20 protein-coding genes are annotated in these 21,515 nt (G+C 70.9%); 10 read left to right on the top strand and 10 right to left on the bottom strand.

The window, feature by feature from the left end; all coding sequences use genetic code 11:
• Positions 1 to 150 precede the first annotated feature (150 nt).
• Together ABD705_RS02750 and ABD705_RS02745 are read left to right on the top strand one after the other, a co-directional pair.
• Positions 151 to 687, top strand: a complete 537-nt coding sequence (locus ABD705_RS02750) for a YbhB/YbcL family Raf kinase inhibitor-like protein (protein ID WP_344780258.1) — start codon at positions 151 to 153, stop codon at positions 685 to 687.
• A 55-nt stretch (positions 688 to 742) separates the two neighbouring features.
• On the top strand, positions 743 to 1,585 hold the full coding sequence (locus tag ABD705_RS02745; RefSeq protein WP_344780257.1) for an exodeoxyribonuclease III: 843 nt from the start codon (positions 743 to 745) through the stop codon (positions 1,583 to 1,585).
• 27 nt (positions 1,586 to 1,612) lie between these two features.
• On the opposite strand, the gene ABD705_RS02740 is transcribed toward ABD705_RS02745, so the two are convergent.
• Genes ABD705_RS02740 through ABD705_RS02730 form a run of 3 tightly spaced genes read right to left on the bottom strand, consistent with a single transcriptional unit; the run spans position 1,613 to position 3,369 of the window.
• Positions 1,613 to 2,230 carry a dihydrofolate reductase family protein gene (locus ABD705_RS02740; protein WP_344780255.1) on the bottom strand — a complete coding sequence of 206 codons (618 nt, stop codon included), beginning with the start codon at positions 2,228 to 2,230 and terminating at the stop codon, positions 1,613 to 1,615.
• The gene (locus tag ABD705_RS02735) at positions 2,227 to 2,922 is read right to left on the bottom strand and encodes a winged helix-turn-helix transcriptional regulator (RefSeq protein WP_344780253.1); all 696 of its coding nucleotides are present in this window, start codon (positions 2,920 to 2,922) and stop codon (positions 2,227 to 2,229) included. Before ABD705_RS02735 ends, ABD705_RS02740 begins: the two co-directional genes overlap by 4 nt.
• Positions 2,923 to 3,369: a VOC family protein gene (locus tag ABD705_RS02730; protein ID WP_344780251.1), complete on the bottom strand. Its 447-nt coding sequence runs from the start codon at positions 3,367 to 3,369 to the stop codon at positions 2,923 to 2,925.
• Between the two features lie 476 nt (positions 3,370 to 3,845).
• Here ABD705_RS02730 and ABD705_RS02725 point away from each other — a divergent pair, with 476 nt between their 5' ends.
• The 3 genes from ABD705_RS02725 (at position 3,846) to ABD705_RS02715 (ending at position 6,107) form a co-directional block, all read left to right on the top strand.
• Positions 3,846 to 4,019: a LuxR C-terminal-related transcriptional regulator gene (locus ABD705_RS02725; RefSeq protein ID WP_425562012.1), complete on the top strand. Its 174-nt coding sequence runs from the start codon at positions 3,846 to 3,848 to the stop codon at positions 4,017 to 4,019.
• A 106-nt stretch (positions 4,020 to 4,125) separates the two neighbouring features.
• The gene (locus ABD705_RS02720; RefSeq protein WP_344780249.1) at positions 4,126 to 5,010 is read left to right on the top strand and encodes an ABC transporter ATP-binding protein; all 885 of its coding nucleotides are present in this window, start codon (positions 4,126 to 4,128) and stop codon (positions 5,008 to 5,010) included.
• Positions 5,007 to 6,107 carry an ABC transporter permease gene (locus ABD705_RS02715; protein WP_344780247.1) on the top strand — a complete coding sequence of 367 codons (1,101 nt, stop codon included), beginning with the start codon at positions 5,007 to 5,009 and terminating at the stop codon, positions 6,105 to 6,107. The genes ABD705_RS02720 and ABD705_RS02715 overlap by 4 nt, the downstream gene beginning before the upstream one ends.
• 20 nt (positions 6,108 to 6,127) lie before the next feature.
• Here ABD705_RS02715 and ABD705_RS02710 read toward each other — a convergent pair whose 3' ends face one another.
• Complete coding sequence (locus ABD705_RS02710) at positions 6,128 to 7,924, bottom strand: glycoside hydrolase family 15 protein (protein ID WP_344780245.1); 1,797 nt, start codon at positions 7,922 to 7,924, stop codon at positions 6,128 to 6,130.
• Positions 7,925 to 8,003: 79 nt separating this feature from the next.
• Here ABD705_RS02710 and ABD705_RS02705 point away from each other — a divergent pair, with 79 nt between their 5' ends.
• On the top strand, positions 8,004 to 9,380 hold the full coding sequence (locus ABD705_RS02705; protein ID WP_344780243.1) for a glucose-6-phosphate dehydrogenase: 1,377 nt from the start codon (positions 8,004 to 8,006) through the stop codon (positions 9,378 to 9,380).
• A 10-nt stretch (positions 9,381 to 9,390) separates the two neighbouring features.
• On the opposite strand, the gene ABD705_RS02700 is transcribed toward ABD705_RS02705, so the two are convergent.
• The 5 genes from ABD705_RS02700 to ABD705_RS02680 all read right to left on the bottom strand — a co-directional run bounded on the left by ABD705_RS02700 (position 9,391) and on the right by ABD705_RS02680 (position 14,934).
• Complete coding sequence (locus ABD705_RS02700; protein ID WP_344780241.1) at positions 9,391 to 9,873, bottom strand: TlpA family protein disulfide reductase; 483 nt, start codon at positions 9,871 to 9,873, stop codon at positions 9,391 to 9,393.
• A gap of 15 nt (positions 9,874 to 9,888) precedes the next feature.
• The gene (locus ABD705_RS02695; protein ID WP_344780240.1) at positions 9,889 to 10,494 is read right to left on the bottom strand and encodes a heme-binding beta-barrel domain-containing protein; all 606 of its coding nucleotides are present in this window, start codon (positions 10,492 to 10,494) and stop codon (positions 9,889 to 9,891) included.
• A 97-nt stretch (positions 10,495 to 10,591) separates the two neighbouring features.
• Positions 10,592 to 12,790 (bottom strand): ATP-dependent Clp protease ATP-binding subunit, encoded by a 2,199-nt coding sequence (locus ABD705_RS02690; RefSeq protein ID WP_344780238.1) that lies wholly within the window; start codon positions 12,788 to 12,790, stop codon positions 10,592 to 10,594.
• A 207-nt stretch (positions 12,791 to 12,997) separates the two neighbouring features.
• Positions 12,998 to 13,573: a hypothetical protein gene (locus ABD705_RS02685; protein WP_344780236.1), complete on the bottom strand. Its 576-nt coding sequence runs from the start codon at positions 13,571 to 13,573 to the stop codon at positions 12,998 to 13,000.
• Positions 13,574 to 13,692: 119 nt separating this feature from the next.
• Positions 13,693 to 14,934: a glycosyltransferase gene (locus ABD705_RS02680; protein WP_425562011.1), complete on the bottom strand. Its 1,242-nt coding sequence runs from the start codon at positions 14,932 to 14,934 to the stop codon at positions 13,693 to 13,695.
• 147 nt (positions 14,935 to 15,081) lie between these two features.
• On the opposite strand from ABD705_RS02680, the gene ABD705_RS02675 reads away from it, so the two are divergent.
• Together ABD705_RS02675 and ABD705_RS02670 are read left to right on the top strand one after the other, a co-directional pair.
• The gene (locus ABD705_RS02675; protein ID WP_344780234.1) at positions 15,082 to 15,672 is read left to right on the top strand and encodes a hypothetical protein; all 591 of its coding nucleotides are present in this window, start codon (positions 15,082 to 15,084) and stop codon (positions 15,670 to 15,672) included.
• Between the two features lie 117 nt (positions 15,673 to 15,789).
• Positions 15,790 to 17,316, top strand: a complete 1,527-nt coding sequence (locus tag ABD705_RS02670) for an MFS transporter (protein WP_344780232.1) — start codon at positions 15,790 to 15,792, stop codon at positions 17,314 to 17,316.
• Between the two features lie 125 nt (positions 17,317 to 17,441).
• Here the strand turns inward: ABD705_RS02670 and ABD705_RS02665 are convergent, their stop codons facing one another.
• Complete coding sequence (locus ABD705_RS02665) at positions 17,442 to 18,710, bottom strand: glutamyl-tRNA reductase (RefSeq protein ID WP_344780230.1); 1,269 nt, start codon at positions 18,708 to 18,710, stop codon at positions 17,442 to 17,444.
• Positions 18,711 to 18,786: 76 nt separating this feature from the next.
• Between ABD705_RS02665 and hemE the strand changes: the two genes are divergently transcribed.
• Positions 18,787 to 19,917, top strand: coding sequence for a uroporphyrinogen decarboxylase (gene hemE, locus ABD705_RS02660; RefSeq protein WP_344780228.1), 1,131 nt, complete (start codon positions 18,787 to 18,789; stop codon positions 19,915 to 19,917).
• The gene (locus tag ABD705_RS02655) at positions 19,914 to 21,488 is read left to right on the top strand and encodes a protoporphyrinogen/coproporphyrinogen oxidase (protein ID WP_344780226.1); all 1,575 of its coding nucleotides are present in this window, start codon (positions 19,914 to 19,916) and stop codon (positions 21,486 to 21,488) included. The genes hemE and ABD705_RS02655 overlap by 4 nt, the downstream gene beginning before the upstream one ends.
• Positions 21,489 to 21,515: the final 27 nt, after the last annotated feature.

Raw genomic sequence — 21,515 nt, 5'->3', positions numbered from 1 at the left:
ACTCCTCTGATTTCGAGAGCGCGGTCGATATCAGGGCCGTTCCGGGCCACCCGGGCGGTTTCTGGAGGAGTTCTGCACGACGCCGTGCGGCCGCGGCGACCCGGCGCGCCGGGTAGCCTGGGCGGCAGGACTGCGACGAAGGAGGACGGGATGCTGGAGTACGACCCGTATGCAGAGCTGGCGCGGCTGAAGCACTTCCCCGCGATGACGGTCACGAGTGCTGATTTCGAGAACGGCCGACCGGTGCCGAAGGAGTGCTGGGGGGCGGGCATGGGCGGCGCGGATCGTTCGCCGCAGCTGAGCTGGTCGGAGGCGCCGGAGGGCACCCGCAGCTTCGCGCTGTCATGCTTCGACCCGGACGCGCCGACGGGGTCCGGCTTCTGGCACTGGGCCGTCTACGACCTGGATCCGTCGGTCACCTCGCTGGATGCCGACGCCGGCAACGGCACCGCCGGGGCGCTGCCGGCCGGTGCGGTGACCCTGCCGAACGAGGCGCGCACCGAGCGCTACATCGGGTCGGCACCGCCGGCGGGAACCGGCGTGCACCGGTATTTCTACGTCGTCGACGCCCTCGACGTGTCGCACCTGGACCTCGCGCCGGGCTCGACGCCGGCCGTCCTCGGGTTCAACCGGCACTTCCACAGCCTCGCCCGCGGCATCCTGATCGGCACTGCGTCGTCGGACTGACCCCGCGAGCCGCTGCGGGGGGCAGGCCGGGCGGCAGCGGAATAGGCTGGATGGCATGCGCCTGGCCACCTGGAATGTCAACTCGATCCGCGCTCGCGTCGCCCGCACCGTGGATTTCGCCGTGCGCGAGCACGTCGACGTGCTGGCCATGCAGGAGATCAAGTGCCGGCCCGACCAGTTCCCATACGGGCCGTTCGAGGATGCCGGCTACGAGGTGCACGCGCACGGGCTGAACCAGTGGAACGGCGTCGCGATCGCGAGCCGGCTGCCGATGGAGGACGTGCAGGAGTCCTTCCCGGGGATGCCCGGATTCGCCAAGGGCCGGGAGGGCGCGAATCAGCCGCTCGAGGCGCGGGCGCTGAGCGCCCTGATCGACGGCGTACGGGTGTGGAGCCTGTACGTGCCCAACGGACGCGCCCTGGGCGACCCGCACTACGACTACAAGCTCGAGTGGCTGACCGCGCTGGCCGCCCATACCGACGACGAGCTGACCCGCGACCCGCAGCTGCCGCTGGCGCTGGTCGGCGACTTCAACATCGCCCCGACCGACGCCGACAACGGCGACCCGACCGTGGTCGAGGGCGTGTCCACGCATGTGTCGCCGCCCGAGCGCGCCGCGTTCGCGGCGCTGGAGGCGGCGGGGCTCACCGATGTCGTCCGTCCCCTGGTGCCGACCGGGTTCACGTACTGGGACTACAAGCAGCTGCGCTTCCCGCGCAACGAGGGCATGCGCATCGACTTCATCCTCGGCTCGCACGCGTTCGCGGATGCCGTGACCGGGGCATCCATCCAGCGCAATGAGCGCAAGGGCGAGATCCCCAGCGACCACGTGCCGGTGGTCGTCGACCTCGATCTGGCCGGCGGCGATGACGACGACGTCCCGATGATCTTCGGCTGATGCACCGGGGGGCCTCCGGGCCCAGGTTCAGGTCAGGTCGCCGGTCGTCGGCGCCCCGTCGGGCGCATAGCGCAGCTGGACCACGCCCACCGGTGACGGCGCGGATGCCGCGACCAGCCGCAGCCGTGCCGGCACCGCGCCGTCGGGGAACACCTTCTTGCCCTCGCCGAGCACGATCGGGTACACCCACAGCACGAGCTCGTCGAACAGCTGCCGATCCAGCAGCGTGCGGGCGAAGTCGATGCTGCCGATCACATGCACCTCGACGTGCCGCTCGCGCAGCGCGTCGAGCTCGGCCTCCAGGTCGGGCCCGAGCAGGCTGCTGCCCCGCCAGTCGAGCTGCGGTGTGCCGCGCGAGGCGACGTACTTCGGCACGGCGTCGAACAGCCGGCCGATGCCGCCCTCGGGGCCATCGGTGTGATGCGGCCAGTACGCGGCGAAGATGTCATACGTGCGCCGGCCGAGCAGCAGGGCATCCAGCGACTCCATCCCGGCCATGATCTGGCGGCCGGTCATCTCGTCGCCGAGCGGGGCCTGCCACCCCCCGAAGCGAAAGCCGCCCGACGTGTCCTCCTCGGGCCCGCCCGGCGCCTGTGCCACGCCGTCGAGCGTGCTGAACAGGTCGATGACGATGCGTCCGGTCATGCGATCCTCTTTTCGTCGTCCGCCTCGACGGAATCGAGGCGGAATGTCGCGGCGAATCGTTCCAGGAGAGCGGGGTCGCCGGTCGCGACGGCGACGTCCCCGTCGGCGAGGGCGGCGGCGGCATCCTTGCGCCCCGAGAGCAGGTGACGGATGCCGCTGCCCGCCGTGATCGTGATCCGGGCCTCGCCCGCCGGCGGCGTGCCCCCGCCCGGCGGCGCGGGCGGGGCCAGCTGGGTGATGCGCACGTCGTCGCCGACCTGGATCCGCAGGGCGATGTCGTCGACGCGCAGCTCGTAGTCGCCCGGTTCGGCGTCCTTGCGGAACACCGCGCGCAGCACCACCGTCAGCGAGTCGGCCGTGAAGACATCACCGTCGCCGGGGTCGCCCAGTGCACCGAGCCCCCACCGTGCCAGACCCAGTACGACCGGCTCGATCTCGCGGCCGTACTCGGTGAGTTCATAGACGAGTCCGCAGCGCAGCAGGGGCACCCGGCGCACGACCCCGCCTTCCTGCAGCTCTTTCAGCCGCGCGGACAGGATGTTCGTGGGGATGCGCGGCAACCCCTGTTTGAGGTCGGTGTAGCGCCGCGGGCCGACGAGCAGATTGCGGACGATGAGCAGCGCCCATCGTTCGCCCACCAGTTCGACGGCCGCGGCGACACCGCCGTACTGGCCGTAGCCGCGGGCCGCCACTTAGGCGACGTCCTGACCGTGGTCGTCCATGTAGGCCTCAGGACCCACTTCGACGGCCTCGGGCGCCATGTAGAGGAATCCGAGGGAATTGCCGTCCGGGTCATCCAGGTCGCGGCTGTACATGAAGCCGAGATCCTGCGCGGGGCGCGGCTCGGCGCCGCCGGCGGCCAAGCCCGCCTCGATGATGCGGTCGACCTCCTCCCGTGAGTCGCAGCTGAACGCCGTCGACGCCTGCACGGAGACGGCCGGGTCGCCGATCGGCTTGTCGGTGAAGGTCGCGAAGAACTCGCGCCGCAGCACCATGAAGAAGACGTTGTCGTCCCACACGATGCACGCGGCGTTGTCGTCGGTGAACTGCGGATTCAGCGACGTGCCGAGCGCGGCGTAGAACGCCTTGCTGCGCTCGAGGTCGTTCGTGGGGAGGTTGACGAAGATGTTGGTGGCCATGTCGGCTCCTTCCCGTGCGACTTGTTATTTGCAAGCAAGGTTGCAACGAACAAGTCCCGGTGTCAAGACCCCGCGGAAACAGCCCCGCGCGGGCAGCCGCCGCAGTGGTGCACGAGACTCGGTCAACCTTGCAGGCTGTGCAGAACTCCTCTGAACCCGCGCCGGATGGGCGAAATCGCGGCCGAACCGCCGGGTCGGCGACCGGATCGAAGGAGTTCTGCACCGGCCGGCGACGCGCTGCTCTCGCCCGAGGTGATCGCCCGGTTCGCCGCGGCGCCCGGCGCGCCGCCTGCGGAGGCTCCGGGAGCGGTGTCCACGGCAGCAGCATCCGCTCGGTCGCCAGAGATCGCGGGCGCGACGGCCGCGAACCCGCAATTCGTGACGAACCAACACAGCCCGCACACTCGCTCCGACCCGCAGGGACCGAAGCATCGCGACCGGCACTCGCCGTCGACCTGACCGAGCGCGAGGCCGCGGTGCTGGCGCTGATGGCGGATGCCCGCAGCAACGCCGAGATCGCCCGGCAGCTGTACATCGGCGCGGCCACCGTCAGGACGCACGTGTCGAACGTGCTGCAAAAGCTGGGCGCGCGCGACCGGGTGCAGGCGATCGTGGTCGCCGACCGGCTGGGGCTGGCGAGCCCCCACTGACCACGGCGCCGGCTCCCCTTGCGGGGGAGGCGCACACATCGCCTGCAGGGGGATGCCGCCACGGGCCGGGATCCGTAGCGTAGAAGCACGACCTGGAGGAGGACGGATGCTCGAACTGAGCGGCATCACCAAGAGCTACGGCGGACGCAGGGTGCTCGACGACGTCGGGTTCGCGGTCCGGCCCGAGCGGCTGACCGGATTCGTCGGAGCCAATGGCGCCGGCAAGACCACGACGATGCGCATCGCGCTCGGCGTGCTCGACGCCGACGGCGGCCAGGTGCTCCTGGACGGCGCGCCGATCGGCGACACCGATCGCCGCCGCTTCGGCTACATGCCCGAAGAGCGCGGCCTGTACCCGAAGATGAAGGTCGGCGAGCAGATCGCCTATCTTGCGCGACTGCACGGGTATCCGAAAGCGGATGCCACCGCCGGCGCCACGGACCTGCTGGAGCAGCTGGGCCTTGGCGAGCGCCTGAATGACAAGGTCGAGACGCTGTCGCTGGGCAACCAGCAGCGCGCGCAGATCGCCGCCGCACTCGTGCACGACCCCCAGGTGCTGATCCTCGACGAGCCGTTCTCGGGTCTGGACCCGCTGGCGGTGGATGCCGTCGCCGCCGTGCTGCAGGAGCGCGCCGCGCGCGGCGTGGCGGTGCTGTTCTCATCGCACCAGCTCGACGTCGTCGAGCGGCTGTGCGACGACCTGGTGATCATCGCCGGCGGCACCATCCGCGCGAAGGGCCCAGCCGACGCGCTGCGCGAGGAGTACTCCGGGCAGCGCTACACACTGACCATCGCCGGCGACGCCGGCTGGCTGCGCGCCGAGCCCGGCGTGAGCGTGGTCGACTTCGCCACCGGCTCGGCGGTGTTCGACGTGGACGAGCCGGCGACCGCGCAGCGGGTGCTGGCCCGCGCCGTGCAGGCCGGCCCCGTGCACAGCTTCGCACCACAGCGTCCCACCCTTGCCCAGATCTTCAAGGAGGTCATCCAGTGAGCACCACCGGCATCCCCCCGGCCCCCTCGATCGCGCAGAGCACGTGGCTGGTCGCCACCCGCGAGGTCGAGTCCAAGCTGCGCAGCAAGGCGTTCGTCATCTCGACGGCGATCCTGCTGCTGGCCGCCCTCGCCGGCGTGATCTGGGGCGGCATCGCCGCCGCCCACCCGTCCCAGACCGATGTCGCCGTCACCGGCGAGACCGCCGCCCTGGTGGCCGACGTGCCCGGTCTGGCGCTGACCCGAGCAGACAGCACCGCGGCCGCCATCGCCCTGGTGAAGGCGGGCACGGTGTCGGCGGCGCTGGTGCCGGATGCCCAGTCACCCGTGCAGATCAAGATCGTCGCGCAGGACTCGGCGCCCGAGAGCCTGGTCGCCCAGCTGAGCGTGTCACCGACCGTGCAGCTGCTGAACACCACCTCGCAGGATGCGCTGCTGCGCTATCTGGTGGCGATCGGGTTCGGCGTGGTGTTCCTGATGGCCGCGTCGATGTTCGGCAGCACCATCGCGCAGAGCGTCGTGGAGGAGAAGCAGACCCGGGTCGTCGAGATCCTGATCTCGGCGATTCCGGTGCGGGTGCTGATGGCCGGCAAGGTGATCGGCAACACGATCCTGGCGATGGGGCAGATCATCCTGTTGGCGGCGATCGCGACCATCGGCCTGAGCGTGACCGGACAGGGCGCCGTCCTGGCGGGGCTGGGCGGACCGATCGTGTGGTTCGCGGTGTTCTTCCTGTTCGGCTTCATCCTGCTGGCGGCGCTGTTCGCCGGCTCGGGGGCGATGATCTCGCGGCAGGAGGACATCGGCTCGACCACGATGCCGTTGACGATGCTGATCGTGGCGCCGTACGTGCTCGTGATCCTGTTCAACGACAATCCGCTCGTGCTCGCGGTGATGTCGTACGTGCCGTTCTCTGCGCCGGTGGCGATGCCGCTGCGCCTGTACCTGGGCGACGCGATGTGGTGGGAGCCGCTGCTGTCGCTGGCCATCCTGATCGCGACCTGCCTGGCCGCGATCGTGGTCGGCTCGCGCATCTACCGCAACTCGCTGCTGCGGATGGGGGCGCGAGTGAAGCTGGCCGAAGCGCTCAAGGCGTGACCGGCGGCGTGCTCGTCCCGCTAGCGCTGCTTGCGGCGCGCCAGGGCGAGCACGTCGGCGGCGCGCACCAGCGCCAGGTGCGAGAACGCCTGCGGCGTGTTGCCGACCTGGCGCTTGGCGCCCGCGTCGTACTCCTCCGACAGCATCCCGACGTCGTTGACCAGGTCGCACAGTCGGCCCATCAGCTCGCGCGCCTCGTCGAGCCGGCCCGTTGCGGCGTACTGCTCGACCAGCCAGAACGAGCAGGCCAGGAACGGGCTCTCCTCGCCGCGCAGCCCGTCGACGCCGGTGGCGTTCCGGTAGCGGCGCAGCATGCCGTCCTGCAGCAGGTCCCGCTCGATGCGGGCGACGGTGGCCAGCATCCGCGGGTCGTCCGCCTCGCAGAATCCGACCTGCGGCAGCAGCAGCAGCGAGGCGTCGACCTCATCCGTGCCGTAGTACTGCGTGAAGTGGCCGTCTTGCACGCCCTGTGCGTCGATCTCGTCCTTCATCCGGTCGCGCAGTTCGCGCCAGTGCGCCACCGGCCCCTTCTGCCCGTGCGCCTCGACGGCGTGCACGGCGCGGTCGAAGGTCGCCCAGACCATCACCCGGGAGTGCGTGAACATCTGCGGCTCGCCGCGGATCTCCCACAGCCCGTTGTCGGGCCGGTCGATCTGCTCGGCGGCATAGCGCACCAGCTGCCGCTCCAGCGACCACGAGAACTTCGACTCCGACAGGCCCGCCTCCCGTGCCGCCGACAGCGTGACCATCACCTCGCCGACCACATCAGCCTGGTATTGCAGCGCGGCGCCGTTGCCGATGCGCACCGGCGTCGAGCCGGCGTAGCCGGGCAGGCTGGTCAGTTCACGCTCGACCAAGTCGCGCTCGCCGGCCAGCCCGTACATGATCTGCAGGTCGTTCGGGTCCCCCGCCACCGCGCGGACCAGCCACTCGCGCCAGTGCTCGGCAAGCTTGATGAAGCCGTGATCGAGCAGGGCCTCCAGGGTCAGGGCCGCATCGCGCAGCCACACGAACCGGTAGTCCCAGTTGCGCTGCCCGCCGAAATCCTCGGGCAGGGATGTCGTGGCCGCCGCCGCAATGCCGCCGGTCTCACGGTTGGTCAGCGCTCGCAGGATCAGCAGCGACCGCACCACCTCGGCGCGGTGCGGCCCGTGGTGCTCGATGCGATCGGCCCAGGACTGCCACCAGCCGCGGGTGTGGATCAGCGCTTCCTCCACATCCAGCCGATCAGGGTGCGTCACGTGCGAGCGGAACCACGTCAGCGTGACGTCCACGTGCTCACCGGCATCGACGGTCACCGTGCCCCGGTGCACGTGATCGGCCGCCTTCATCGCCGCCCCGCGCAGCATGATCGCGTCGGGCCCGGCCATCGCGATGATCTCGGGCTCGTCGGCGGTGCCGGTCTGGCGCACCCACGGCATCGCACGGGCATAGTCGAACCGCAGCCGCAGCGCGTGGTCGAACTGCACCCGGCCGCTGACGCCGACGACGCGCCGGATGACGTCGACCCGGTCGGTGTGGGCGTGCTTGTGCGCCGCGATCGGCATCACGTCGTGCACCTCGGCGACGCCGTCGGCGGTGGTCCACCGGGTGATCAGGATGAAGGTGTCGTGGTCATAGTGCCGCTTCGCGGTGGCGCCGGGATCGCTCGGGCGCAGGCTCCAGCTGCCGTGGTCGTCATCACCCAGCAGCGCGCCGAACACGGATGCCGAGTCCAGGCGCGGCAGGCAGAGCCAATCGATGCTGCCCTCGCGTGAGACCAGTGCCGCAGTGCGGCAATTGCTCAGCAGTGCGTAATCCTCAATCGGTACTGTCATCGCCTCCGAGTCTGGCACTTGTCGATGCGATCGGCGAGAGGCCGTTGCGCAGCGCGGGCGAGCCGATATCGTGAAAGTCATGCCCAAGACGACGACATTTCTGATTCTGGGGGCGTCCGGCGATCTCACCTCGCGCCTGCTCCTGCCCGCGCTCGGCCAGCTGCTGCAACGCGAACCGGAGCGGCACGTGACACTGCGCGGAGCGGGCTCGGATGCCTGGACGGACAAGCGCTGGCAGTCCGCCGTGCGCACCTCGTTCGCCTCGACGAACGCCCAAGACATGGTCGAGCGCGTCGCCGGCACCACCTACGCGCAGGCCGACATCACCAAGGTCGCCGATCTGAAGAAGCTGCTGGCCGGCATCGAGGGTTCCCTCGTGCTGTACTTCGCGGTGCCGCCGGCGGTCACCGTCGCCGCCTGCGCCGCGCTGGCGCAGATCGAGCTGCCCGCCGACACCGTGCTGGCCCTGGAGAAGCCGTTCGGCGGCGACGAGGCCGGTGCCCAGGAGCTCAACCACAGCCTGCTGCAGCTGGTGCCCGAGAACCAGATCTTCCGGGTCGACCACTTCCTGGGCCGGTCGACGCTGCTGAACATCCTCGGCGTGCGGTTCGCCAACCGGGTGATCGAGCCGGTCTGGTCGGCCGACCACGTCGAATCGGTGCTGGTGCGCTACGACGAGTCGCTGGCGCTGGAGAACCGGGCGCGCTACTACGACAAGGCCGGCGCGATGATCGACATGATCCAGAGCCATCTGCTGCAGGTGCTGGCCGTGCTCGCGATGGAGCCGCCGTCGACGCTGGGTGAGATGGACTTCCGTTCGGCGACCGCCGCGGCGCTGCGGGCCACCTACATCCACCGCGACAACCCGGTGCACTTCTCCCGGCGCGGCCGCTACACCGCCGGCACGATCGGCGACCGCAAGGTGCCCTCCTATGTCGAGGAGGACGGCGTCGACCCCACCCGCGGCACCGAGACGCTCGCCGAGATCACCTGCGAGGTGCGCACCGCGCGCTGGAAGGGCGTGCCGTTCACGCTGCGCAGCGGCAAGGCGCTCGGCGAGAAGCGCGCCGAGATCGTCGTCACCTTCCGCCCCGTGCGGCACGTTCCGGTCGGCCTGACCGGCATCCCCGCCGACGGCGGCGTGCTGCGCTTTCTGCTGGGCCCCGACCAGATCAGCCTCGAGCTGAACGTCAACGGCGGCGACGACCCGTTCGCGCTGCACCGCGAGATCCTCGACACCGACCTGGGCGAAGGCACCCTGAAGGCCTACACCGAGGTGCTCAGCGAGATCCTCGACGGCGACGTCGCCCTGTCGGTGCGTGCCGACGCCGCGGAGCAGTGCTGGCGGATCATCCAGCCGGTGCGCGACGCGTGGGAGCGCGGCGACGTGCCGCTGGAGGACTACCCCGCCGGCTCGAACGGCCCCGCCGACTGGGCCACCTCCATGGTGGACTGAGCGGCGCGGGTCAGGCCGGCGCCGGCTCGGCCCGCAGCTCACCGAGCATCGCGCCCAGCTCCAACTCGGGCACGGCGCCGAGGTGGGTGAACCGCAGGTTGCCCGCCCGGTCGACGAGCAGGGTGGACGGCGTGCCCTGCAGCTCGTAGGCGCGCATCGTCACCGGCATCCGCTGCCCGTCGTGCCGGTCGACGCCGACCGGGAAGAAGATGCCGAACTCGTCCAGGAAGACCTTCAGTGCGGCGGGCCCGGTGACCTCGTGGTGCTCGAACACGGTGTGCAGGCCGAGCACGGCTACGTCGGGGAACAGCTTGTGCACCCGCTGCGCCTGCGGCAGCCCATAGCTGATGCAGCCGGGGCACAGCATCTGGAACGCCTCGATCATGACGACCTGGCCGCGCAGCTGCGCGAGGGAGGTCTCGGAGCCGAACCACTGCGTCACATCGAGCATCGGCGCCGGGTACGCCGACCCGGCCGCCGTCAACCGCGGCATGTCATGCTCCTCCGGTCAGGCGAACTCGACGCTCGGATGGATGCGCTTGACCAGGTGCAGCGTGTTCTTGTCGGTGTGGTCCATCTCGACACCGCCGGTGGCGGCGAGCTTGAGCACGAGCGTCTGCTCGTAGCTGAACGTGCCGTCTGCGTGGTGCGTGAACGTGCAGTCGAAGCGGCGCAGTTCGGCGCGCCGCGACAGGTACTTGTTCTGCAGGATGCCGTAGTTCGGGTCGCCCGGGGTCGCACGCAGCGTGAATTGCTCGTCGTACAGCGCGACGTCGCCGCCGGCCATCAGCGCGATGCCGCGGCCGAACACGACGGTGCGGATGACCTGACCGGTCGTCTTCTCCCACAGCAGGTAGCCGACCTCGTCGTGGAACGGATCCATCGCCTCTTCGCCGTGCCGCCACGCCGTCATCTTGTAATTGAGGCCGTCCATGGCCTGCTGGCCGTTCTCCTGGATGGGGATGGGGCGGAACGATGCCTTCTCGAAGTAGCCGGTAGGCACCGTCTCATCATCCTTGTTGTGGTACGAGACGTCTTCGCCGACGTCGCCCTCCCAGTCGCCGACCAGCCATGACAGCGGTCCCAGCCGCCGCGGTCCACGCATCTCCGCCATCGATATTCTCCTTTTCGCATCTGCCCGGCCATCGGCTGAAAGCACGCAGATACCTCGATTATCCCGCGGATCCGCAGACGCCGGGCCACCGCGTCGCTCAGTCGATCAGCTCGGCCTCGATCACGTCGTCGCCGGGCGATTCGGCCGGGCCGGTGCTGGTGAGCACCAGCGCGGCCCCGGCGGCGTCGACATCCACCCGCACGACGTCGCCGTCGTGCACGCCGCCGCTGAGGATCGCCCGGGCCAGACCGTCCTGGATCTCGGACTGGATGAGCCGGCGCAGCGGCCGCGCACCGAAGATCGGGTCGTACCCGCGCTGGGCGAGCCACGCGCGCGCGTCCGGTGTGACCGCCAGGGTCAGCCGGCGGTCGGCGAGCCGGCGCTGCAGCTGGTCGACGGACAGCTCGACGATCTGGGCGAGGTCGTCCTCGGTCAGCGCCTGGAACATGACGATGTCGTCGAGCCGGTTGATGAACTCGGGCTTGAACGACTGGCGCACCAGCGCCATCACCTGCTCGCGCTTGTCCTCGGCCGACAGCACGGGGTCGATCAGGATCGGCGAGCCCAGGTTCGAGGTGAGGATCAGGATGACGTTGGTGAAGTCCACCGTGCGCCCCTGTCCATCGGTGAGCCGGCCGTCGTCGAGCACCTGCAGCAGCACGTCGAACACCTCGGGGTGGGCCTTCTCGATCTCATCCAGCAGCACCACGCTGTAGGGGCGCCGGCGCACGGCCTCGGTCAGCTGCCCGCCCTGTTCGTACCCGACGTAGCCGGGAGGGGCCCCGACCAGCCGCGAGACGGTGTGCTTCTCGCCGTACTCCGACATGTCGATGCGCACCATGGCGTGCTCATCGTCGAAGAGGAACTCGGCCAGGGCCTTGGCCAGTTCGGTCTTGCCGACGCCGGTCGGGCCCAGGAACAGGAACGAGCCGGTGGGCCGGTTCGGGTCGCTGATGCCCGCGCGCGAGCGGCGCACCGCGTCGGCCACCGCCGTGACGGCGGCCTTCTGCCCGATCAGGCGCTTGCCCAGTTCCGCCTCCAGGTGCAGCAGCTTCTCGGTCTCGCCCTGCAGCAGCCGGCCGACCGGGATGCCGGTCCACGCGGCGATGACGGCGGCGATGTCGTCGTCGGTCACCTGGTCGCCCACCATCCTCGGCTCGGTGGGCTCCGACTCGGCCTGCTCGGCCTCCGCCAGCTGCAGCTGCAGCTTCTTGATCGTCTCGTACTCCAGGCGCGACGCCCGGGCGTAGTCGGCGTCGCGCAGCGCGCGGTCGCGGTCGGTCGTGGCCTGGTCGAGCTGCTTCTTCAGCTCGCCCACCCGGTTCAGTCCCGCGCGTTCGCGCGCCCACCGCTGTTCGAGCCCGCCGAGCTCCTGCTCGGCCTCGGCCATCTGCTCGCGGAGCCTGGCCAGTCGCTCCTTCGAGGCGTCGTCCTTCTCCTTCTTCAGAGCCAGCTCCTCCAGGCGCATCCGGTCGACCTGGCGCTTGAGCTGGTCGATCTCGACGGGGCTCGAGTCGATCTCCATCTTCAGCCGGCTCATCGCCTCGTCGATCAGGTCGATCGCCTTGTCGGGCAGCTGCCGGCTGGGCAGATAGCGATTGGACAGCGCCGCGGCGGCCACCAGCGCGCTGTCGCTGATCGTCACGCCGTGGTGCGCCTCGTACCGGCCCTTCAGCCCGCGCAGGATCGCGACGGTGTCCTCGACGCTGGGCTCGCCGACGTAGACCTGTTGGAAGCGGCGCTCCAGCGCGGCATCCTTCTCGATGAACTCGCGATACTCGTTCAGGGTGGTCGCGCCGATCATGCGCAGCTCGCCGCGCGCGAGCATCGGCTTGAGCATGTTGGACGCCGCCACCGACCCCTCGCCGCCGCCGGCGCCCATCAGCACGTGCAGCTCGTCGATGAACGTGATCACGCGCCCCTCGGACTCGGTGATCTCCTTGAGCACGCTCTTGAGGCGCTCTTCGAACTGGCCGCGGTACATCGCGCCGGCCACCAGCGCCGAGATGTCCAGCGCGATCAGGTCCTTGCCCTTGAGCGATTCGGCCACATCGCCGGCGACGATGCGCTGCGCGAGCCCCTCGACCACGGCGGTCTTGCCGACACCGGGTTCGCCGATGAGCACCGGGTTGTTCTTGGTGCGCCGGGTCAGCACCTGGCTGACCCGGCGGATCTCGGCGTCGCGACCGATGACCGGGTCGAGTTTTCCCTGCCGGGCGCGGTCGGTGAGGTTGATGCCGAACTGCTCGAGCGGGCTCTGCTGCTCCTCCTGCCCGGCCTGGGGCTGCGCGTTCATGTGTCTCCTTGACGTCTTCCGCGACTCGACAAACTTGAGTCGTACAGGCTCAAGTTTATCTCGCGACGGAGGCCGAAGCAAGAGCGTGCCGGCCGCGGCCGAGGTCGCGCGCCGGGTTCGGACGGCGTGCCGAGACCCGCGCGCACACGAGCGCCTGGTGCGGTCGCGGACACGAGCACTCCGCGCGCACCAGGCGCCGCCGGGCCCTCAGAGCACGAGGTGCGTGCCCAGCGAGAAGTTGAACGCCGAGGCGATCATCAGCCACATCAGCCACAGGCCGGTCACGATGTGCACCAGTCCCAGTGCGCGCTCGGCCGCCTTGACGCCGATCGACGCGAAGAAGTCGGCGGCATAGATCAGCGCCAGTCCGACGAACAGCAGACCGACAGCCCAGTCGCCGGCGATGAAGAAGATCAGCAGGCCGACGACCGAGAGGATGAAGTACGCGACGCACATGCCGGCGTTGGGGCGCGCGTCCAGCTGCTTGCCCCGGTTGTTGCCCAGCACGAACCAGTGGATGCCATATGCCGAGAACGCGAGCGCGGCCATGTACAGCGGCGCGTCTTTGAACACCTGGAACCACGTCATGCCCACGAACAGCAGAATGCCGGCGAACAGCTGACAGGCGCCGGGCAACCAGATGCCCCACATGCCGGTTGCGGCATCGACTTTCGCGTCGCGTCGTGGCCAGCCGAACAGTTCTTGCGGACCATAGATGAGATAGCCCGTCCCGAGCCCGAAGAAACCGATGGCCAACGGAACGAACGGGGATACTGCGAACATCTTCATTCGCCTCCTGGGCGCCTCCCTGGCGCCTCGGGCCACACGTTATTCGCGTGTGCGTATGCGCACAAGGGGGTGTCTGCGAAGGTGGATTTCGATGCCCGCGCGTGGATGCACTCTCAGTCGGGCAGCGGTTGCCCGCGGTAGAGCGCCTCGAACGTGTCCAGCGTCCGGTTGATGTCGTGGATGATCACACCCTCCAGCGATGCCTGCTGCATGCGCAGGCGCTGTGCCGGGTCGGCGCTGAGCACCTGGGTCATCCGATCGGCGAGTGCGTCGACGTCGCCAGGCGGGAACAGATAGCCGTTCTCGCCGTCGTGCACCAGGTGCGGCAGAGCCATCGCGTCGGCTGCGATCACCGGCAGACCCGACGCCATCGCCTCCAGCGTCGCGATCGACTGCAGTTCGGCGATGGAGGCGATGACGAACACGCTCGCCCGGGAGTAGATGTCGCGCAGGTCGTCTTCGGAGGCGTGCCCGTGGAAGGTCACCCGCTCGTCGAGCTCGAGCTGGTGCGCGAGCTGTTCGAGGCTGCGGCGCTGGTCGCCGCTGCCGACGATGTCCACATGCACGTCCAGCGCGGCATCCAGCGCATGTACGGCGCGCAGCAGCACATCGACGTTCTTCTCGCTGGTCAGGCGCCCGACGAACAGGATGCGGTTCGCGTCCCGCGGGGTCAGGTCCGGGCGGTAGTGCGTGCGATCGATTCCGCATGAGACCGGGATCACGCCGGAGATGGCGATCGTCCGCTCGAGGAAGTCGGCCGCCTTGCGGGTGGGCGTGGTCACCGCACGCGCCATCTTCAGCGTGCGCGCGGCATCGTCCCACGCGAGCTTGAGGAGCAGCTTGTCCAGCAGCGGCGGCAGCGTCGTGAAATCGAGGATGTTCTCGGCCATCACGTGGTTGGTGGCGATGATGGGGATGCCGCGCTTGCGCGCCTCGCGTGCGAGCCCCCGGCCGATCACGATGTGCGACTGGATGTGCACGACGTCAGGCTGCACCTCGTCGAGCGCCTTGCGGGCATAGTGCTTGCTCAGCCAGGGCAGCACGAAGGTGAGCCAGTCGTGCGGGTACCAGCGCCAGGACGGCAGCCGGTGCACGGTGACCGACTGACCTTCGATCTCCTCGACGAACGTGCCATGGTTGCGGTGCCCGGCGCTGGGCGCCGAGACGTGCACATCGTGGCCGCGGGCGACCAGGCCCGCGGCGAGCCGCTCGGCGAAGCGGGCCGCCCCGTTCACATGGGGAGCGAAGGTGTCGGCTCCGATGAGCACGGTCAGCGGTCGCTGCGGAGGGACGGGCGGGTGCTGCGGCTGTGCGGCGGCGGCATCCTGCGGATCCGCTGGTGCGGCGGCAGTCACGGTGTGATGGGGGCCTCTCTCTGCTTCGGCGCGGCGCGCGCCGGTAACACTGTAGCCGAGCATCCGGGCGTTCCCCTGGAGCGGGTCGGGTGCGCGTGCACAATGTCGGCGCGACACGGGCACGGCGGCAGGCCTACCCTTGATCCCATGCCGAGACTGCAGGCCGACGCGTCCCCCGATCGCTGGGTGCCCGTCACGGGTTCGCTGGGATTGCGCGGCCGCCGGCACCGCAAATCGGCGATCCGGATGCTGCTGGCCCAGGCCGGCACCGCGCTGGGCGCGGGACCTGGATCGGGCGGCGGCGTGTTCGCGTGGATACTCAGCCAGGCGACGCCGCTGCTGATGCGCAAGGCCGACGGTCGGGTGCTGGTCTGGGTGTGGAAGGACGACCCGGAGCTGCTGGTCGCGATGGCGCAGCTGCGGGAGGCCACGCCGCACCTGCGCACCGCCCGCGCCATGATGCCGATGGAGTACGACGACACCGAGGCGTTCCGCAACCCGCACCTGGGGATGGGCGAGCGCCTGCTGATGCCGATGCCCGCCGATCCGGGTACGCCCCCGTTCGCGACCTACACCTGGGACGTGACGACGCACTTCGTCACACTCACCGCGGTGTGCCCGCAGCGCGAGCGGTTCGGCACCCTGGTTCCCGCGCTGGACGCCCTGGCCCGCACGCTGCGGATCGTCGACGACCTGACCATCGACGAGCACAACGTGCTCCGGCTCGGCCCGAGCTGAGACTGTGCCATCGATGCGGTCGCCTGCTCCGACCAGGCCCCCCTCCTCGGCCGGTGGCCGGACGTACTCTGACAAAGCGCCCCGTCGGAGGCGCAGCCGTGAGGGAGGGGTCGAAAAGTGAGCGGATCCACCGCGGCAGCGGCGACCGTCTGGAAGCCCAGCGACCGCTGGCTGCTGGGCATCGTTCTGGCCGTCATCAACTTCTGGCTGTTCGCCCAGACCCTGCTCAACGTCATCCCCGGCATCCAGGGTGAACTGGGCGTGACCCGCACCCTGGGCAACCTGGCCGTCGCGGCCACCTCGCTGTTCTCGGGCATCTTCATCGTCGTCGCCGGTGGGCTCGCCGACCGGGTCGGCCGCGTTCGGATCCTGTACGCGGGCGTCTTCCTGAGCATCCTCGGCTCGCTGCTGATCGCGTTGACGCCGCCCGATGTCGGGGGCCTCACCTCCGGGATGCTGTTGACCGGGCGCGCCGTGCAGGGGCTGTCCGCCGCCTGCGTCATGCCCGCCAGCCTCGCGCTGATCAAGACGCACTATCAGGGCCGGGCGCGTCAGCGCGCGCTGTCGTTCTGGTCGATCGGATCGTGGGGCGGCTCGGGGTTCTGCTCGCTGTTCGGCGGGCTCATGGCCACGTCCGTGCTGGGCTGGCGCTCGATCTTCTGGATCTCGATCGTACTGTCGCTCGTGGCGCTGTTCCTGCTGCGGGGCACGCCCGAGTCCCGTACGGCACCGGCCCCGGGCACGGGCGATGCGCGGTTCGACTGGACGGGGCTGGTCTGCTTCGTCATCGCGCTCGTGGCGGTGAACGTCTACATCTCGCAGGGGCCGAACATCGGCTGGCTGAGCGTTGCTGGAATCGCGCTGATCGCGCTGTTCGTGATCTTCGGCATCCTCTTCTTCCAGGTGGAGACCGCCAAGAGCAACTCCTTCGTGGACCTGAGCGTGTTCCGCAATCCGACCTTCACCGGCGCCACGGTGTCGAACTTCCTGCTCAATGGTGCGGCGGGGACGCTGATCGTGGCGCTGGGCCTGGTGCAGGTGGCGGCCGGGTTCTCCGCGCTGCAGTCCGGGCTGCTGACCTTGGGCTACCTGATCGCGATCCTGGCCACCATTCGGGTCGGCGAGAAGCTGCTGCAGCGGTTCGGGCCGCGCCGGCCGATGATCTGGGGCAGTGTGATCACCGGCGTCGGCATCCTGATGTGCTCGATGACCTTCGTCCTGGTCGGGCAGTACATCGTGCTGGCGTTCCTCGGATTCACGCTGTTCGGCGTCGGACTCGGCTTCTATGCGACCCCGTCCACCGACGCGGCGCTGTCGAACGTGCCCGAGAAGCAGGTGGGTGCCGCGTCCGGCATCTACAAGATGGCGTCGTCGCTGGGCAACGCGATCGGCGTGGCGATCTCGGCGGCCCTGTACGTCGCCGCGCAGTCCGTGGACCCGGGAGTCATCCGCAGCCTGGGGCTGTTCATCGGCAATCAGAACAATGTGGGTATGCGCTTCGGCGGGGCGATCGGACTGCTGTTCAACCTGTTCATGGTCGTGATCGCCATCATCTCGATCATCGTCACGGTGCCGCGTGAGCGCCCCGCCGCCGAAGAGGCGGCACGTCCGGAGGTGCCGGCCTCGCCGCACTTCGGCAACTGACGCCCCACCGGCCGGCTCGCCGTGACCGTGTCGTGCCGGCTATATGCGATGAGGCGCACGTGCTTGTCGTCATCGACGATCCGGACATGCGCGTCAAAGCATGTATCGGGTTCCGGGCGTGATGGTCAGGACACCGCGCGGTGGATGTCGGTGACCGGGCAGCTGCGCGCGCTCAGGCCGAACAGTGCCGAGATGGCATCGCCGAAGTCGTCGGCGCGCCCCTGCGCGGCGAGCTCCCGGGCCCGCACCGACGGCGTGTGCAGCAGCACGCCGGCCAGGTGGCGCAGCGCCGCCTCGGTCTGCGGCGAGCTGTCGCCGCGGCGGCGCGCCCACGCGATCTCGCCGTCGAGCACGTCGAACACGTGCCGGCGCAGCGCGACCAGGGCCGGGGTCACGGCGTCTTCGGCGCTCGCGCGGCGGTAGTCGGCGACGGCCTCGTCGACCAGCGCGCGTGCCTGCGCGGTCTCCGCGAGCTCGGGCACCTCGGCGTGCGCACCGATGGTCTCCAGGTCGAGCAGTTCGACATCGGGCAACTGCGCGACGGACGGATCGACGTTGCGCGGCAGTCCGAGGTCGATGATCAACCGACGCGGCAGGGCGGCCGGGCGCCGCCGTGCCGACGCGACGGTGGCGGCATCCAGGATCACCTGCGGCGCGACGCTGCACGCGACGATCAGATCGCTGTCGGCGACGGCGCTCTCCAGGTCGGTCGCGGCAGCGATCCCGTGGCTCGCGGCGAAGCCGGCGGCCCGGCCGGTGCGGGAGAACACCTGCACGGTGCGCACCCCCCGCGCGCGCAGCGCCGCCAGGCTCGCGCCGGCGTAGCGCCCGGTGCCGACCAGCAGCACGCGCGTCTGCGCCCAGTCGGTGATGCGGCCCTCGGCCAGATCCAGTGCCAGGCGCACGACCGAGCGACCCGCCTGCGACAGCGCGGTCCGGCTCTGCACGCCGCGCGAGGCGCGGGATGCCCGCTGGAAAACGCGCTCGAGTTCACGCGTGACGGTGCCCCGCGAGCGCGCCGACTCGAGGGCGCGGCGCACCTGCCCGGCGATCTCGCCCTCGCCGACGACGATCGATTCCAGCCCGCTGGCCACGGCGAACACGTGCTCCACGACGGCATCGCCGACCAACAGCGCACCCGCGCCGTGCACCTCGTCGACGGGCATGTCCGCGCTCGCTCCGATGGCCGCGAGGGTGGCCTCACGAGCCTGTGCGGACGTGCCGTCGGGCACCTCCAGATACGCTTCGAAGCGGTTGCAGGTGGAGAGCACGACGCTGCCGGCGATCAGGTCGCAGTCGGCGAGCCGGGCGATCACACCGTCCGCGCCGCGTTCGAGCCGACCGAGCTCGTCGAAGCCGGTCGTGCGATGGTTTGCGGAATAGCACAGCAGCACGGCTGGAAGGATACCCCTGGAACCTGGCAGTGCCGATTCGGGCGCCGCTCCCGGACTGATCTGCGAGAATCGGCGCGTGCTGACTCCCCGCTCCCCCCGCCCGTTGCCCGCCGACCATCCGCTGACCGGCGGCGCCACCGCATCGTCCCCGCTCGTGCAGGCCTATCGCGGGCACCGGAGTGCGGTCACGCCGGTGTGGTTCATGCGCCAGGCGGGCCGGTCGCTGCCCGAATACCGGGCGCTGCGCACCGGGCCGATGCTCGAGGCGTGCCTCGACCCGGCGACCTCCAGCGAGATCACGCTGCAGCCGGTGCGCCGGCACCACGTGGACGCCGCGATCTTCTTCAGCGACATCGTCATCCCGCTGCGGCTGGCCGGCATCGGCGTGCAGATAGCGCCGGGCACCGGTCCGGTGTTCGACCGCGCGATCGCCACTGCGGCCGACGTCGACGCCCTGGTGGCGGCACCCGTCGACCTGCGCCCGGAGGACGACGACGGTCCGCTGCAGCCCGTGCGCGAGGGCGTGCGGCGCACGGTCGCGCAGCTCGGCGCGACGCCGCTGATCGGCTTCGCCGGCGCGCCGTTCACGCTCGCCGCCTACCTGGTCGAGGGTCGGCCGTCCCGCGATCACCTCGCCGCACGCCGGCTCATGCACGTCGACCCGCAGGCGTGGGCGCGCCTGCTGCAGTGGTGCGCCGACGTCACCGGGGCGTTCCTGCGCGCTCAGATCCTGGCCGGCGCCAGTGCCGGCCAGCTGTTCGACTCCTGGGCCGGTTCACTCTCTCGCGCCGACTACGTCACGCATGTCGCGCCGGCGTCGGCGCGGGCGCTGGCCTGGGCGCGCGGGCTCACTGCGACGGCGGATGCCGCCAGCGCCGCGCCGCTGGTGCACTTCGGCCTCGGCACCGGTGCGTTCCTGCCCGAGCTGCACGAGGCCGGAGCCGACGCGGTCGGCATCGACTACCGGATGCCGCTGGATCAGGCATCCACCCGGCTCGGCGACGCCGTGCCGCTGCAGGGCAACATCGACCCGGCCATGCTCGCCGCGCCCTGGCCCGTGCTCGAGCAGCACGTGCGCGATGTGCTCGAGCGCGGTCGGCGGGCGCCCGCCCACGTCGTCAACCTCGGCCACGGCGTGCCGCCGGACACCGACCCCGACGTGCTCACCCGCATCGTCCGCCTCGTGCACGACGCCGGCGCGCGGTGACCGCAGCGCACGCCCGCGGCGACCGGGCGCAGCCGCGCCGAGTCGTGGTGATCGGCGGCGGCATCGCCGGCCTCGTCGCGGCGCGGGCGTGCGCGGCGCGTGGCGCCACGGTGACGGTCCTCGAGGCGGGGCCGGTCGTCGGCGGGAGCGTCGCCCGGCACGAGGTCGCCGGGCTTGCGCTGGATGCCGGTGCGGAGAGCTTCGCGACCCGCGGCGGCGCGGTCGCCGCACTGATCGACCAGCTCGGCCTGACCGGCCGGCTGCTGTGGCCCAACAGCGCCGGCGCCTGGCTGCACCTGGCCGATCGCACCGTGCCGATGCCGGCCGGCGGGCTGCTCGGAATCCCGGCGGACCCGTCCGCCCCCGACGTCGTCGCCGCCATCGGCGCGGAGGCCGCCCGGCGCGCGCAGCGCGATCTGACCGAGCCGCTGCCGCCGCGGTTCGCGCCGACGACCCTGGGGGCGCTGGTCCGGGAGCGGATGGGGCAGGCGGTCCTCGACCGGCTCGTGTCGCCCGTCGCGACCGGCGTGTATTCGACGGCCGCCGACGACCTCGCCGTCGACGCGATCGCGCCGGGCCTTGCGGCCGCGCTCGCGCGCACCGGGTCGCTGGCCCGTGCCGTCGCCGAGCTGCGCAGCGCGGCCGCGGCACGCTCCGCCGAGCCGCGCGCGGGATCGGCCGCACCGCCGGGCGCTGCGCCGGGGGCGCCGGCCGCGGTGCCGCCGGCGAAGCCCGGATCGGCGGCCGGGGGACTGCGCGGCGGGATGTGGACGCTCGTCGACGCGCTCGCCGGCGACCTGCGTGGCCGCGGCGCACGGATCGCGACGGGCGCCCGCGCGACGAGCCTGGCGCGCACGGCCGGCGGCTGGGAGGTGTCGGTCGCGGCGGCGGCAGGTCCGGCCGATCGCGCCCTGGCCGCCCCGCTGCGCGCGGACACCGTCATCGTCGCCGCCGGCCAGCCGGACGCCGTGCGGCTGCTGCGCGCGGCGCTGTCCGCCGACGTCTCCGACCGCGAGCGAGGCGACGCCGGACCGGACGCCATCGCCCCGGCCGCGCAGTGGCCCGCCCCGACGCGGGTCGATCTGGCCACGCTCGTGCTCGACGCCCCTGACCTGGACGCCGCCCCGCGCGGCACCGGCTTGCTCGTGGCCGAGGACGCCCACGGCGACGTCGCGGCGAAAGCGCTCACCCACGCGACCGCCAAGTGGCCGTGGCTCGCCGAGCAGGCGGGCCCGGGCCGGCACGTGGTGCGGCTGTCGTACGGGCAGAGCGGGCACCCGGGCCCCGCTGCCGGCATCGACGACGCGGCGCTGCGGGCGCTCGCGCTGCGCGACGCCGCGACCCTGTTGGGCGTGCCGCTGGATGCCGCGCAGATCGTCGGGTTCGCCCGGTCGGTGTGGACCAATGCGGTCTCGCTCGCCTCCCCCGGCCAGGCCGCACGCGTCCGCGCGGTGCGCGACGCCGTCGCGGGCGCCGAGGGTCTGGAGGTCGCCGGCGCGTGGCTCGCCGGCACCGGCATGGCCTCGGTGATCCCAGACGCCCTGGCCGCGGCATCCCGGACCCGAATCTGACCCCTCCCCACCGCATACAGCGAAGCT

The sequence above is a fragment of the Microbacterium kribbense genome (genome assembly GCF_039537285.1).
Lineage (GTDB): Bacteria > Actinomycetota > Actinomycetes > Actinomycetales > Microbacteriaceae > Microbacterium > Microbacterium kribbense.
This window is presented reverse-complemented; position numbering and strand designations above follow the sequence as displayed.

What these genes read in the sequence shown, in the direction of transcription:
- ABD705_RS02695 (WP_344780240.1), bottom strand. Translation starts at nt 10,494, where the DNA reads ATGGCGGAGATGCGTGGACCGCGGCGGCTGGGACCGCTGTCATGGCTG.
- ABD705_RS02710 (WP_344780245.1), bottom strand. Translation starts at nt 7,924, where the DNA reads ATGACAGTACCGATTGAGGATTACGCACTGCTGAGCAATTGCCGCACT.
- ABD705_RS02730 (WP_344780251.1), bottom strand. Translation starts at nt 3,369, where the DNA reads ATGGCCACCAACATCTTCGTCAACCTCCCCACGAACGACCTCGAGCGC.
- ABD705_RS02690 (WP_344780238.1), bottom strand. Translation starts at nt 12,790, where the DNA reads ATGAACGCGCAGCCCCAGGCCGGGCAGGAGGAGCAGCAGAGCCCGCTC.
- ABD705_RS02685 (WP_344780236.1), bottom strand. Translation starts at nt 13,573, where the DNA reads ATGTTCGCAGTATCCCCGTTCGTTCCGTTGGCCATCGGTTTCTTCGGG.
- ABD705_RS02745 (WP_344780257.1), top strand. Translation starts at nt 743, where the DNA reads ATGCGCCTGGCCACCTGGAATGTCAACTCGATCCGCGCTCGCGTCGCC.
- ABD705_RS02705 (WP_344780243.1), top strand. Translation starts at nt 8,004, where the DNA reads ATGCCCAAGACGACGACATTTCTGATTCTGGGGGCGTCCGGCGATCTC.
- ABD705_RS02750 (WP_344780258.1), top strand. Translation starts at nt 151, where the DNA reads ATGCTGGAGTACGACCCGTATGCAGAGCTGGCGCGGCTGAAGCACTTC.
- ABD705_RS02740 (WP_344780255.1), bottom strand. Translation starts at nt 2,230, where the DNA reads ATGACCGGACGCATCGTCATCGACCTGTTCAGCACGCTCGACGGCGTG.
- ABD705_RS02720 (WP_344780249.1), top strand. Translation starts at nt 4,126, where the DNA reads ATGCTCGAACTGAGCGGCATCACCAAGAGCTACGGCGGACGCAGGGTG.
- ABD705_RS02700 (WP_344780241.1), bottom strand. Translation starts at nt 9,873, where the DNA reads ATGCCGCGGTTGACGGCGGCCGGGTCGGCGTACCCGGCGCCGATGCTC.
- ABD705_RS02675 (WP_344780234.1), top strand. Translation starts at nt 15,082, where the DNA reads ATGCCGAGACTGCAGGCCGACGCGTCCCCCGATCGCTGGGTGCCCGTC.